Annotated in this window: 13 protein-coding genes and 1 pseudogene; 12 read left to right on the top strand and 2 right to left on the bottom strand. The window is 58.6% G+C overall.

Translation table 11 applies throughout. The features are described 5' to 3' along the window. Nucleotide 1: 1 nt before the first annotated feature. From KI241_RS13045 to dmeF, 4 genes are all read left to right on the top strand, one after another. A complete protein-coding gene (locus tag KI241_RS13045) occupies nt 2-421 on the top strand; it encodes a group 1 truncated hemoglobin (RefSeq protein ID WP_212803810.1) in 420 nt (139 codons plus the stop codon). 142 nt (nt 422-563) lie between these two features. Further along, nucleotides 564-1343 (top strand): hypothetical protein, encoded by a 780-nt coding sequence (locus KI241_RS13040; protein ID WP_042732173.1) that lies wholly within the window; start codon nt 564-566, stop codon nt 1341-1343. A 125-nt stretch (nt 1344-1468) separates the two neighbouring features. Then, nucleotides 1469-1744: a metal/formaldehyde-sensitive transcriptional repressor gene (locus KI241_RS13035; protein ID WP_042732174.1), complete on the top strand. Its 276-nt coding sequence runs from the start codon at nt 1469-1471 to the stop codon at nt 1742-1744. Between the two features lie 8 nt (nt 1745-1752). Further along, complete coding sequence (dmeF, locus tag KI241_RS13030) at nt 1753-2673, top strand: CDF family Co(II)/Ni(II) efflux transporter DmeF (protein ID WP_212803809.1); 921 nt, start codon at nt 1753-1755, stop codon at nt 2671-2673. A gap of 818 nt (nt 2674-3491) precedes the next feature. On the opposite strand, the pseudogene KI241_RS27810 reads toward dmeF, so the two are convergent. Together KI241_RS27810 and KI241_RS13025 are read right to left on the bottom strand one after the other, a co-directional pair. Next, nucleotides 3492-3578: pseudogene (locus KI241_RS27810) on the bottom strand (AraC family transcriptional regulator); the annotation flags it as partial. A 133-nt stretch (nt 3579-3711) separates the two neighbouring features. Beyond that, nucleotides 3712-4314, bottom strand: coding sequence for a helix-turn-helix domain-containing protein (locus KI241_RS13025; RefSeq protein ID WP_212803808.1), 603 nt, complete (start codon nt 4312-4314; stop codon nt 3712-3714). A 159-nt stretch (nt 4315-4473) separates the two neighbouring features. Between KI241_RS13025 and KI241_RS13020 the strand changes: the two genes are divergently transcribed. From KI241_RS13020 to KI241_RS12985, 8 genes are all read left to right on the top strand, one after another. Continuing rightward, on the top strand, nt 4474-5169 hold the full coding sequence (locus KI241_RS13020) for a B3/4 domain-containing protein (protein ID WP_042731159.1): 696 nt from the start codon (nt 4474-4476) through the stop codon (nt 5167-5169). Between the two features lie 15 nt (nt 5170-5184). After that, nucleotides 5185-6078 carry a dihydrodipicolinate synthase family protein gene (locus KI241_RS13015; protein ID WP_042731160.1) on the top strand — a complete coding sequence of 298 codons (894 nt, stop codon included), beginning with the start codon at nt 5185-5187 and terminating at the stop codon, nt 6076-6078. A gap of 220 nt (nt 6079-6298) precedes the next feature. Then, nucleotides 6299-7672 (top strand): pyridoxal-phosphate dependent enzyme, encoded by a 1374-nt coding sequence (locus KI241_RS13010; protein ID WP_212803807.1) that lies wholly within the window; start codon nt 6299-6301, stop codon nt 7670-7672. 14 nt (nt 7673-7686) lie between these two features. After that, nucleotides 7687-8124: an Lrp/AsnC family transcriptional regulator gene (locus KI241_RS13005; RefSeq protein WP_042731162.1), complete on the top strand. Its 438-nt coding sequence runs from the start codon at nt 7687-7689 to the stop codon at nt 8122-8124. A gap of 117 nt (nt 8125-8241) precedes the next feature. Continuing rightward, a complete protein-coding gene (locus KI241_RS13000; protein ID WP_042731163.1) occupies nt 8242-9297 on the top strand; it encodes a homoserine dehydrogenase in 1056 nt (351 codons plus the stop codon). Continuing rightward, nucleotides 9294-10712 carry an aldehyde dehydrogenase family protein gene (locus KI241_RS12995; protein ID WP_042731164.1) on the top strand — a complete coding sequence of 473 codons (1419 nt, stop codon included), beginning with the start codon at nt 9294-9296 and terminating at the stop codon, nt 10710-10712. Before KI241_RS13000 ends, KI241_RS12995 begins: the two co-directional genes overlap by 4 nt. Beyond that, entirely contained in the window at nt 10696-11961 is a 1266-nt protein-coding gene (locus KI241_RS12990) for an aminotransferase class I/II-fold pyridoxal phosphate-dependent enzyme (protein WP_244868276.1), read from the top strand. Before KI241_RS12995 ends, KI241_RS12990 begins: the two co-directional genes overlap by 17 nt. Nucleotides 11962-12101: 140 nt before the next feature. Continuing rightward, nucleotides 12102-12419: a multidrug efflux SMR transporter gene (locus KI241_RS12985; protein WP_042731166.1), complete on the top strand. Its 318-nt coding sequence runs from the start codon at nt 12102-12104 to the stop codon at nt 12417-12419. Nucleotides 12420-12546 lie beyond the last annotated feature (127 nt).

Below are 12546 nucleotides of genomic sequence, written 5' to 3'. Positions count from 1 at the left end.
GATGCGTGGGGTCCTGTTGATGATCATCGTGCTGCTGGGCGCGTGCACACAACCCTTGCCCAAGGACGACAGCCTCTATCAAAACCTCGGCGGCCAGCCGGGAATTACCGCGATCGTCGAGGGCATGTTGCTGAACATCGCCCGTGATGACCGTATCGTGGAGCGCTTTCGCAGAATCGATATCCAGCGGTTGCGCGACAAACTGATCGAACAGTTTTGCGTGGAGGCGGGCGGCCCCTGCACCTATACCGGCGACACCATGGCCGAAAGTCATAAGGGACAAAAGGTCAGTCGCAGTGACTTCAATGCCCTGGTCGAGGACCTGATCGCTGCGATGGATGAGCAACGCATACCGGTGCCCGTGCAGAATCGCCTGATCAAGCGCCTGGCACCGATGCGCGGCGACGTCATCGAAAAGTGATGAACCGGCGCCATGACATCAGCAGGCGAGGGCCTGTTCGATATTTTGATTGCCGTCTGCATGGGCAGCCTGCCCGGTAGCCGCTATAGTGCGCGTTTTACGCCACTCCGGCGCTGACACGGCAGTCACAGGAACCTTCCACATGTCCCATGGCGAAATCGCTACCCGCCCTGAAATCACCCACGTCCCACTTTCGGCAAGCGTTGAACAGGCCCGCCAACTGATACCACCCGCCGAAGCACGCCTGGCGCAGCGCAAGCGCGTGGTGCTCAAGCCGTTCATGATCGTCCAGGGGCTGGTCTGCGGGTACTTCCTGATCAAATGGGTGGGGCAGGGGCACTACATCGGCGGTCCGATTCTCGCGGGGCTGCTCTGGTGCGTGACCTGGGTCTTCAGCCTGCCGCTGGCGCTGTTCTGGCGCCAGGAAAGCCGCGAACTCAAACGCGTTCAAGACAATGTCGGCGTCGTCCTGCACAAGACCTGCACGGACTTCCTCGCCGAACAGGCACTGGGGCCGTATCGCTGGATCTCCCGCGGGGAAAACATGCTCGGGTTGTTTCCGGAAACCGGCGTGCTCTATCTCTATGCAGAGGAGTCCGGCTACCAACATGCGCTGATCGATGCGCCGCAAGTGGTTCGCCAAGTGCGGGTCGATGAGAAAGTCCAGACCGTCCACACCTCCAACACCCATACCACCCACAGCGAGCGTCGGGTCAGCAGCACGCACTTTGGCGGCGAGATCGGCAAGGGCACGTCGAACTCCACCACCTACACGTCCAGCACGACCCACCACACCTTTACTTTGCAGATTCAGTTCCAGATCGGTGCCGGCACGCCGTGCTGGACCACCTGGTCATTCGGCAACGACTGGCAGGAAGCGGAAAACTGGCGGTTGCAGATTGCCCAGGCGGCGGGGTTGTAGACCCGCGCTCACGGCAACAGGCCCGAGCGATCCTGGTTCAAGCAGACAGGGCCCCTGAGGAGCCCTTGTCGTTGGGAAGTCCTGCCGTGCTATGCTCACTGCCAATATAGGGTAGGGGGGATGCTATGGCGCATACAAAAGCAGGCAAAGAACAGCTACTCAAGCGTGTGAAGCGTATCGCCGGGCAGGTGCAGGCGATCGAGCGTGCACTGGAGGGTGACGCCGACTGCGCCAAGACATTGCATCTGGTCGCGGCGACGCGGGGTGCAATGAACGGTTTGCTCGACGAAATCATCGAGGACCATGCCCGGGAGCATGTCGCCAAGCCAGGCCTGACCGATCAGGAGCGGGCACAAGGCGTAGAAGAACTGCTCGAAGCCATCCACCGGTATTCAAAGTGAGCACTGCATTGAGCACTCATTCCGTTCATAGCCACAATTTCCTGGGGGCCGCCCACGATGCCAATGCCAAGCGCACCTTGTGGGTGGTGACACTCACGGTGGTGATGATGGTAGGGGAGATTGCCGCCGGCTACATCACCGGCTCGATGGCGCTCCTGGCTGATGGTTTCCACATGGCAACCCATGCCGGCGCGCTGGGCATCGCGGCGGCCGCCTATGCATTCGCCCGCAAACATTCGCAGAGCCCTGCCTACAGTTTCGGCACCGGCAAGGTGGGTGACCTGGGAGGGTTCGCCTCGGCGTTGATCCTCGGCTTGATCTCATTGGGCATCGGGGTCGAATCGGTGATTCGGCTTTTCGAGCCGTCCCAGGTGCAGTTCACGATGGCGATCCTGATCGCGGTCATCGGGCTGATCGTGAACATCGTCAGTGCCTTGCTGCTGAGTGGAGGCGGCCATGACCACGGGCATTCCCATGACCATCACGCTCACGGTCACGCCCATGGCCAGGACAACAACCTGCGCTCCGCCTATGTCCACGTGCTCGCCGACGCGGTCACGTCAGTCATGGCCATCGTGGCGCTGCTGGCCGGCCGGTTTCTGGGCTGGGTATGGCTCGACCCGCTCATGGGCATTGTCGGGGCGCTGGTCATTGCCCGCTGGGCGTGGTCGCTGATCAAAGACACCGCGGCGGTGTTGCTGGACAAGACGGATGAGCACGTCGCCGAAGAAATCCGCGCGCTGCTTGATCAAGCCAGCCGGCTCCAGATCACCGACCTGCACGTGTGGCGGGTAGGGCCGCAAGCGCGTGCAGCCATCGTCAGCGTGCAGGGCCCGCGAGCGTTTTCCGCGGAGGATGTACGGGCGGCGTTGAGCGCGGTACATGAAGTGACTCATCTTACGGTGGAGTACCGGGCGGTGGAGAACTAGCCCCGTCAGGTCTTGAGCGGCGTTGCCTTGGCATTGCCGCTCGCCATCTGTCTGTTCACTTTGGATCCAATCATAGTTTTTGCAAATTAATTTTGGATGAGCGTTGTCGCTGGCGGTCACTGTGCCGGGAGCCGAAACGTTGCCGGCCGCATCGGTCAAGACGACCTCAAGGGTCTGGCCATTGGTCTGCGGGCTGCTCAGTACCACCTCGAACCGGCCATCAGTGCCAACCGTCCCGGTGCCCAGTAGGTTGCCCAGTGCATCACGTATGGTGAGCAGGCTCCCGGCTTCCCCCAGGCCGCTCAGCGTCAACCCGTCACTGCTCAGTGCCAGCCCTGTGGGTGCGTCAGGCGCCGTCGTATCGACCGTCGCGCCGTTGCCGCCACCACCGCCACTGGCGACCGCGCCGGCCGCGGCCGCGGTACCGCCCACCCCGAGCAAGCCGAGACCAGCAAAAGCCCAGACCGGCGTCGCACCTTCGACGACGCCGGCACCGGCAATCAACTCGTCCAGCGAGGAGACTTCTTCGAAGGTAAAACCGTTGAACGGCTCGGCGCTGTATCGGGCTTGCCACAGGGTGCTGGCCTCGCCCTGGAAAACCATATCGCTGGTGCTGCCATCGGTGCCGTTGTTTTTACTGGGCGCTCTAGATAGGGTCTTTTTGACAAGACCGCTGGTCGGTTTTACAAAAATGAGCTTCTTGTACAAGAATCCCCAGGCAACGCTGCCGCATGGGGGCGGCGGCGATTACGCGATTGCGAAGGACAGGACAGGAACTGTCAGAACTAGTCTTTTTTAACGGAGAGCGGGCCGGGGTATCAGCGCAACAGGGCGGACCGATAGGCACCAGGGCCGATCCCGAACGCCTGCTTGAATTGCCGGGTCAGGTGGCTTTGATCGGTAAAAATTCGTCGGTCAAAAGGAACCCGAGGCCCAGTCGCCAGCGTGGAGACAGGGGGGGCGGGAGTGTACATCGCCAGCGGACCCTAGCCGGGAAAGGGGACGACATCCAGCCTGCTCGGTGCAGCGCTCTTCAAGCTACTGGTGTATCTCCGCCACGGACATGGTGAACAACAGCCTGGATTTGCCTGCGTTGGAGTAGGCATGAGGGACGTCGGTTTTAGCCACCGCCGAACTCCCCGCCGGGATGATGAGTTCTGTTTCTCCGATCACGCATTTCAGCGTTCCCTTCTCCACATGAAACAGCTCAAGTGTGCCCTTGGGGTGCCCAGGTGAGGTGAAGGATTCGCCTGGGTGCATTTCCCAGCGCCACAGCTCGATCATGTTGGGGCCGGAAGTGCCCGCCAGCAGCCGCGCCGTGCCACCCAACTCGCCGGTCCAGAGGGTGGGGATGTCCTGGCTGTCGATGACATGGGCAGAGGGGGCTTCGGTCACATTGACGATATCGGCTACGGACAGCCCCAGCGCGGCTGCGATTTTGCAGAGGATCCCGATACTGGGGTTCGCCGTGCATTTCTCTATTTCGACGACCATGCCTTTGCTCACGCCTGAGCGCCGTGAAAGCTCATCCAGCGTGATCCTTTGCGCCTTGCGTGCTTGCTTGAGTGTGCGGGCGACGGCCAGGCTGACGGCTTGAGCATCAGCACCCGGGGTAGTCGACAGGCTGGTATTGGTGGTCATTGATGAGCGTCATGAGAAAAATGAGCTGGAATTCTCAGCCCTTACCAACGGTGCCGTCAATCAGCCCGCCCTTTATAGTGGATGATATTGGTCATTATATTGACTTTGACGGTCGTCGCTGACTAGCATGAACTGACATTTAAGGTGCTGGAGGTTTTGATGCTGTCTGTACTGCCGTTAATCGATCAAGCCGTTGCAGAACTGGCTCCGCAATTCAGGGCGCTGAGCATCGTCGTGCAAGCTGCGCCTCTGACTCATCCCGAGGTTGCCCGGGCAGCCCTGGAACGTGCCTGCAAGGCAGTGCTGGCAGGTGGACCCGGCTGGGGAGAAGCCCACCTGAATGCTTGGGCCGACACATTCCGAAAGTTCGGTGCCAAGCCGCAGCGCACGCCGTGTTCCGCCGAAGCATTGCGCAAGCGGGTTCTACGCGACGGTAGCTTGCCGAGCCTGGACCCTATCGTCGATCTCTACAACGCCATCAGTATCGAATACGCCATCCCTGTGGGCGGGGAAAACATAGAGGCCTATGTTGGCGCTCCACGGCTGGTGATCGCCGATGGCAGCGAGCCCTTCGACACGATGAAAGAGGGCGCACCGGCCTTCGAGTATCCAGACGCAGGCGAGGTTGTCTGGTGCGATGACAAAGGCGTCACCTGCCGTCGCTGGAACTGGCGGCAAGGTGTCAGGACGCGTCTGGGCGCGGACGCCACGTCCATGTGGTTCATTCTGGAGAGTTTGCCGGCGATGCCGCTCGAAGCCTTGACGCAAGCGGGCGACAAGTTGATCGAAGGCCTGGAGCAAATGATGCCAGGCGTCCTGATCGAAAGCTCATTGATTGGTCCTGGGGCCAGATAATCGAGGATGACGAAGATGTTTACTGGCCTTGGTGCGTTTCCCTTGACCCCCATGAATGAGCAGGGCGTGGACGAAAAAGCGTTCATGGGGCTCGTGCAACAACTGGCGCGGGCGAAAGTCGACACCATCGCAGCCCTCGGATCCACGGGAGGCTACGCGTATCTTTCTCGAGCCGAACGCACTCGCATTGCGCATCTGGCAGTGGAGGCGGCCGAGGATGTGCCGGTCATGGTGAGCATCGGGGCGCTGCGCACACGCGAGGTTCTGGCGCTGGCAGAAGAGGCACAGAAGGTGGGCGTCAAAGCCTTGCTGCTGCCCCCTGTTTCTTACCAGAAACTGTCTCAGGACGACGTGTTCTCGCTATACGAAACGGTCACGGCCAATATCTCGGTCCCGCTGTGTGTCTATGATAATCCGGGGACCACCCATTTCGAATTTACCGACGAGCTGCATGGACGCATCGCAGCGCTGCCAAATGTCGGGTCGATCAAAATCCCGGGCGTTCCCGAGTCGCCCGACCTGGCCTGCGCGCGCGTTGAGCGCCTGCGTGAGCTGATTCCAAGTCATGTGACGATCGGAGTCAGCGGTGATGTGTTCGCCGCCGTGGGCATGAATGCTGGCTGCGATGCCTGGTACTCCGTTATGGGAGGTCTGTTTCCCCATACGGCGTTGGCAATCACGCGAGCGGCGTTGTCAGGTGACGCCGATGAAGCTACACGCCTTTCTGACGCCTTGAAGCCGCTTTGGGCGTTGTTCCGCCAATTTGGCGGCAGCTTTCGCGTGATTGCGACAGCGGCGGAGCTTCGCGGCCTTACCTGCTTTCCGAGTGTCCCGCTGCCACTACGGACTGTTACCGGGGAAGGGCGCGATCAAATTGCCGCCGTGATCGACGCGCTTGAATTGAGCTGAACATCGCACTGTTCTCCTGCCTCCTTCTCGCGGTGGGAGGCAGCAGCGCTTATGCCAGCAGTCCCAACCATTTGGAATATTGTCAGGTCAGTATATTGACTTTTATAGTCGGTAGACTGAAGCTGGACAGGAGGCGTAGAAACCGCCGCAATGAATTCCAGCCGAGCGCCGCCCCCTTGCGGGCTGGTAGCTCACAGATGGCTTGAGGGTGTCTTGGATCATGAAATACGTCAGCACGCGGACGCCTGGAAGAACATTCGAATTCAGCGAAGTGCTGATGGGCTCGTACGCACCGGACGGTGGCTTGTACGTGCCGCGCAAGGTACCCCGCTTCAAAAAGGAAGCGCTCACCCGGCTAGAATGGTTGCCCTTTCATGAGTTGGCTCGACACGTGATTGCGCCCTTTGTCGGGGACTGGATTGAGCAAGGACAACTGTCTCATCTGCTTGAAGAGACGTTTGGCGGCTTTAAAAGCAACGCCGTTGCACCGCTGCACCAGACAGCAAGCAACGAGTGGGTACTGGAATTGTTCCATGGCCCTGCCGGTGTCTATCAAGACCTTGGGCTCCAGTTAATGTCGCGTTTTGTTCAGCACGAGTTACTGAAGAGTTCAAGGGAGGCGTTGGTTCTAGGTTGTACAGGCGGGGACACGGGCGCTTCGGCTATAAAAGCTTTTTCGGGCATCAAGGGTGTCACTCTCTTGGTGCTGCACCCCTTGAAAGGAATAACCCCAGCCCATCGTCGTCGGTTACTGAGTGCGAGTGCGGAAAATGTGGTCAATATAGCGGTTGACGGGGACTACTCCGATTGTCATCGCTTGTGCGAACAATTCTTCCGCCAACGTCACGATTCAAAGCGGCCGATCATTTCGTTCAACTCTGTGAACTGGGTTCGCGTACTGGCGCATCTGTCGTTCTATTTTTATTCCGCGCTACAACTCGGTGCGCCTAAGCGAGAAGTCGCATTCAGTGTACCCACGGCAAATTCTGGCGCGCTATACGCCGGTTATATGGCCAAGGAAATGGGGCTGCCCATACGGCAGTTGGTTGTTGCCACTAACGCCAACGCCGGCCTGCACCACTTCCTGCAGTCAAACCTCTACAGCCGCAGTGAAATCCGCACCACCAACACACCCAGCATGAATGTTTCACTGGCTTCGAACTTTGAGCGCTTGCAATGGAGCATGCTCAATCGATGCACAGAAAAAGTCGTTCGGAACATGGAATTGTTGGAGGGCAGCGGCGCGGTCCAGTTGGAACAGGATGAATGGTTGGGCGCACGAAAGTTGTTCGATTCGCTGGCCGTGGACGACGCCGATGCATTGACTTGCATTCATGAGTTGTTTGCGCAGAACGGGTATCGGATCAGCGCCAATACCGCTGTCGGCTTGCACGCCGCCCGGGTGAGCAGGCGCAGCCTGCTCATCCCCATGATCTGCCTGGCAACGACCCATCCCTCGGACCACGGCCGCCAGGAGGATGCAGCAGGCTCGTCGGCACCTGAACCAGGCTGCCTTTGCATCGCTAATGACAGTAGGGCGCTGGCTGAGTGGGTCGGGGTCTTATCCAAAGACACGGAGTCTCACTTGTTATAACGTCGGAGCCAGAGATGAAACGTGTTTTAGATAAGGTGGATGAAAAAATCCTGGAAGCATTGACCCGTAATGCACGACTGTCTCATAACGACATTGCCATGAAGGTCAACTTATCCAGAAACGCCGTCAGGTTGCGAATAGAACGCCTGGAGCGCGATGGTTATGTCAGAGGGTACACCATCGTCAAAGGCATGCCTTCTAACGATACCGGGCCTATCAAGGCACTCATCTTCGTCTACCGTAAAGAACGCATGCGTGATGCTGAAGTGGTTCGCTGTGTAGTGTCCATGCCGGAAGTTATTTCCTGCAATGTCATGAGTGGTGATTGGGACTTGGTATTAACCGTCGAAGCAATCAACGCCGATCGCATTCACAAAGTATGGGCAGAGATATCGGCACTTCCTGGCGTCTTGAACACCGTCACCTCTTTCGTCTTGTCCAGCGCCAAATAGCAAGTTGTACGGTGATGCGAGCAATTTGCTCGCGACAACGTTCTATTTGCCATATTCGTAAAGTTAAATCACTGGATTACCATTTCAGCACCACATCATAACAATGAGAACCCTGTCGTGACTGAATATAAAGTAGCCTTGCTTGGCTTTGGTGGCGTTAATCGCGCCTTGACTCAACTTATTGCCGATAGGAACTCACGTTGGGCAGATGAACTGGGCTTCACGTTGAAGGTTGTCGGTGTCAGCGACCTTTACCTGGGTTCGATCATCGACAAAGACGGCCTGGATGCACAGGCGTTGGCTGCCGTGCCGGCTGTCAAAGGCAGTTTCGCCACGTTGCCAGGTGGTAACGCCGAACCGGCAAACGAAACCGTGATCCGCTTTTCGGGTGCGGACATTGTCGCTGAGGCAACCTTCACCAATCCTGTGGACGGGGAGCCTGCCACCACGTTCTGCCGCTGGTCCCTGGAAAAAGGCGTCAGCGTCGTGACCACGAATAAAGGCCCCGTGGCGCTTCATGCGCAAAGCTTGAAAGCATTGGCTCAAAGTACCGGTGCCCGGTTCGAGTTCGAAGGGGCTGTCATGAGCGGAACCCCGGTCATCCGATTGGCCAAGGAGTTACTCGCCGGCTCGCAAATCACTGGGTTCAAGGGGATCCTCAACGGTACGTCCAACTTCGTGCTCTCCAGCATGGAAAACGGGTTGGACTTTTGCGGTGCGGTCGCTCAGGCCCAGGCGCTGGGTTATGCCGAAGCCGACCCAACAGCCGATGTGGAAGGGCACGATGTGCGCCTGAAGGTTGCCATCCTGGCCAACGAACTGTTGGGCGCCCAGCTCAAGCCTAACGATGTTGTGTGCAAAGGCATCTCGCAGATCACCGCCGGGAACATCGCTGAGGCGGCCAAGGTGAATGCCCGTTGGAAATTGATCGGCAGCGCGGAAAAACAGGCCGACGGCTCGATTTCAGCTTCCGTGAGCCCCCAGTTACTGCCCGCCGATGATGCGCTCAGTGCTGTCAGTGGCGCCACCAACGCAATCACCTTCGCCACGACCCTTCTGGGTCCCGTCACGGTGGTGGGGGCGGGGGCCGGTCGTGTTGAAACCGCCTTCGCCTTGCTCGCCGATATCGTGAGCATCCACAACCACAAGACAGCGTCAGGTAAGTCATCATGAATAGCTTGAGTCTTTCGCTCGCTGCTGATTACAAGGCCATAACGGTGTTCAACCCGTTCGACGGCAGCACCGTGGGAGAAGTGACGGACATGCCTGCCTCCTCGGCCACTACGATTGTCGACACGGCTCTCCTGGGTGCTTCAGTGGCCAAAAACCTTGCCCGCCATGAACGCGCGAGCATCCTGGAAAAGGCCGCGCATGCGGTCGAGCGTGACAAGGACGCTTTTGCCCAACTCATCGTCGCGGAGTCAGGCAAGACCCTGAAACAGGCACGAAAAGAAGTGCTGCGCTGCGTCAACACGTTGAAGCTGTCAGCCGAAGAAGCCAAGCGCAATGCCGGTGAAGTCGTACCTTTCGACGCTTATGTCGGCTCCGAATCGCGCCAGGGCTGGTTCACTCGCGAACCACTGGGGGTAATTCTTGCAATCACGCCCTACAACGACCCGCTGAACCTGGTCGCACATAAACTGGGGCCCGCCATTGCCGGTGGCAATGCAGTTGTTCTCAAGCCGTCGGAGCTCACGCCGTTATCGGCGATCAAGCTGGTGGAATGCCTTGTCGACGCGGGCCTGCCGCGGGTCGTGGTGACGGTCGCTACCGGTGGCGCCGCGCTGGCCAAGGCCTTGGTCGCCCATCGCGCCGTGCGCATGGTGTCGTTCACGGGGGGCTTTGTCACCGGTGAGCAGATCTCGCGTACCGCCGGCCTGAAGAAACTGGCCATGGACCTCGGGGGCAACGCACCGGTCATCGTAATGGCCGATTGTGCACTGACTGAGACGGTCGATGCTTGCGTATCGGGGGCTTTCTGGGCCGCCGGTCAAAACTGCATAGGGACCCAGCGAATCCTCATCGAGGCCCCACTCTATGAAGCTTTCAAAACACGCTTCGTCGAAAAGACCCGAGAGCTGATCGTGGGCAACCCGGCCGATGAGCAAACCGATGTCGGGCCGATGATCACCGAGGCATCTGCCAAGCGCACCGAAGAGGTGGTCAATGACGCCATTGCCCAAGGTGCCACCCTGTTGTTCGGCAACACGCGCAGGGCCTCACTTTACTCGCCCACGGTGCTGGAGGGCGTCGACCGCCAATGCCGGTTGTGGTGCGAAGAGGTATTCAGCCCGGTGGTCATCCTGCAGCGCGTCGCGTCTTTGGATGAGGCGTTGGCGCTGGCCAACGAACCCGAGTACAGCCTGCATGCCGGGATTTTCACCAGCAATCTGAATGTGGCGATGACCGCTGCCAAGCGACTTGAAGCCGGTGGCGTGATGATTAATGACTCTTCCGACTATCGCTTCGATGCAATGCCGTTTGGAGGGTTCAAGTACGGCAGCATGGGCCGTGAGGGCGTACGTTTCGCCTATGAAGACATGACGCAGCCCAAGGTGGTTTGCATCAACGATGCCGGTGGCCGCTAGGCCGCTCTTCGGCTTGAGCACGACACACAACAATAAAGGAATCGACATGCGCCCCGACAAGCACAATCTCTCGACCCTGTCTGCAGCGACATTGGCCGTTCACGGCGGGAATGTCGCCGATGCCACCAGCGGCGCGGTCCGCACGCCATTGGTCATGGCCAACTCCTACCTGTTGCCGGAGGACCCGGCGACCATGGACTGGTCGAGCCCCGATGGTCTCGTGTACACCCGCAACCAAGGCCACAACCAGGTCTGCCTGGAGAAAAAACTGGCCGCCCTTGAGGGCTGTGAAAACGCCGTGGTGTTCGCCACCGGTGTCGCGGCGTTGCACTCGGTGTTTTTCTCGTTCTTGAAAAGTGGCGATCATGTGATTGTCAGTGACATTACCTACCAGGCGGTCTGGAAGCTTTTCGCCGAGCTTCTGCCTGAGCGCTACGGCATTGAAGCAACGTTCGTGGATGTCGGTGACCTGGAATCGGTTCGTGGGGCCATTCGGCCCAACACCCGGTTGATCCATACTGAAACCATCGCCAATCCCACCACCAAGGTGGCGGACATTGCGGCATTGGCCGACATTGCCCATGCGCACGGCGCACTCATCTCGGTGGACGCCACGTTCACGCCTCCGCCATTTTTTCGGGCGAGCGAGCACGGTGTCGACTTCGTCGTTCATTCATTGACCAAGTACATCAACGGCCATGGCGATGCCATGGGTGGGGTAGTGATCGGCTCCCATCAGTTGATCAACAAGATTAAGAATGATGCGTTGGTTGACCTGGGCGCGACTATTTCGCCGTTCAATGCCTGGATGATCATGCGCGGCTCCGTCACGTTGCCATTGCGCCTCAAGCAACTGTTGAGCACCGCCGAAAAGCTGGCTCAATTCCTGGACAACGATGATCGGATTGCCTACGTCTACTACCCAGGCTTGCCGTCCCACCCGCAACACGAGTTGGCACGCCGGCAATTCGAGGGCAAGGGCTATGGGGCGGTAATGGCTTTTGCGGTAGAGGGCGACCCTGACACCCAGAACCGCTTTGTTTCGAACCTGCGCATTATCACCTCGGCCGTTTCACTGGGACATGACGAATCGCTGATCGTGCATGTGGGGGCAGAAGGGCGGGGCGGCTTTGACAAGTATCCCGAGGAGTTTCGCAAGTATGGTCACTTGCGTTTTTCGGTGGGCCTGGAAGATCCAGAAGACTTGATCAAGGACATCACATTCGCGTTGGACGCAACGTTCAAGTGATGTAACGACTGTTGGCATGTAACAGGGTTTGGTCAACCCGTCTTTTACCCCCGTGCTCGCGGGGGTCTTTTTAACAAGGTCAGCCTAGTAGTTGTCGCTCAAGCGAACGACGGGGTTTGCCATTGGCTTGGGAATTATTCATGGCTTGGGTCAGTTTGTTCATTGCCGGTTTATTGGAAGTGGTCTGGGCTTTTTCGATGAAACAATCCGAGGGGTTTACGCGGTTAGTTCCCTCGGTCATCACATTCATCACGGTCATCACCAGTTTCGCGCTGCTGTCGTTTTCGATGAAGAGCTTGCCGCTGGGCACCGCTTACATGATCTGGACCGGTATCGGTGCGGTCGGCGCCTTCGCTGCGGGCATCTTTTTCATGGGGGAGCCCGTCACGCTGCTACGGATCCTGGCGGCAGTCCTGATCGTCGGCGGGCTGTTGTTGATGAAACTGGTGTCTGCCTGAAACGCGAGCATTTTGCTCGTAATTACGTTCACTTTGCCATATTCGTAAAGTCGTCGCAGTCAGGTAACGTTTGAATTGAAGCACTGAAGTGCCCTACTAACAATGTGCTGCTCGCTGTCAGGTTGTC

Origin of the sequence: Pseudomonas sp. Cab53 (genome assembly GCF_018325965.1) — a bacterium.
In the GTDB taxonomy this organism is placed as follows: Bacteria; Pseudomonadota; Gammaproteobacteria; order Pseudomonadales; family Pseudomonadaceae; genus Aquipseudomonas; species Aquipseudomonas chlororaphis_E.
This window is presented reverse-complemented; position numbering and strand designations above follow the sequence as displayed.

Excerpts from the sequence above, each read along its gene's own strand:
- KI241_RS13010 (WP_212803807.1), top strand. The coding sequence starts at position 6,299 with ATGAAATACGTCAGCACGCGGACGCCTGGAAGAACATTCGAATTCAGC.
- KI241_RS13045 (WP_212803810.1), top strand. The coding sequence starts at position 2 with ATGCGTGGGGTCCTGTTGATGATCATCGTGCTGCTGGGCGCGTGCACA.
- KI241_RS12990 (WP_244868276.1), top strand. The coding sequence starts at position 10,696 with ATGCCGGTGGCCGCTAGGCCGCTCTTCGGCTTGAGCACGACACACAAC.
- KI241_RS13020 (WP_042731159.1), top strand. The coding sequence starts at position 4,474 with ATGCTGTCTGTACTGCCGTTAATCGATCAAGCCGTTGCAGAACTGGCT.
- KI241_RS13015 (WP_042731160.1), top strand. The coding sequence starts at position 5,185 with ATGTTTACTGGCCTTGGTGCGTTTCCCTTGACCCCCATGAATGAGCAG.
- KI241_RS12985 (WP_042731166.1), top strand. The coding sequence starts at position 12,102 with ATGGCTTGGGTCAGTTTGTTCATTGCCGGTTTATTGGAAGTGGTCTGG.
- KI241_RS12995 (WP_042731164.1), top strand. The coding sequence starts at position 9,294 with ATGAATAGCTTGAGTCTTTCGCTCGCTGCTGATTACAAGGCCATAACG.
- KI241_RS13025 (WP_212803808.1), bottom strand. The coding sequence starts at position 4,314 with ATGACCACCAATACCAGCCTGTCGACTACCCCGGGTGCTGATGCTCAA.
- KI241_RS13035 (WP_042732174.1), top strand. The coding sequence starts at position 1,469 with ATGGCGCATACAAAAGCAGGCAAAGAACAGCTACTCAAGCGTGTGAAG.
- KI241_RS13040 (WP_042732173.1), top strand. The coding sequence starts at position 564 with ATGTCCCATGGCGAAATCGCTACCCGCCCTGAAATCACCCACGTCCCA.
- KI241_RS13005 (WP_042731162.1), top strand. The coding sequence starts at position 7,687 with ATGAAACGTGTTTTAGATAAGGTGGATGAAAAAATCCTGGAAGCATTG.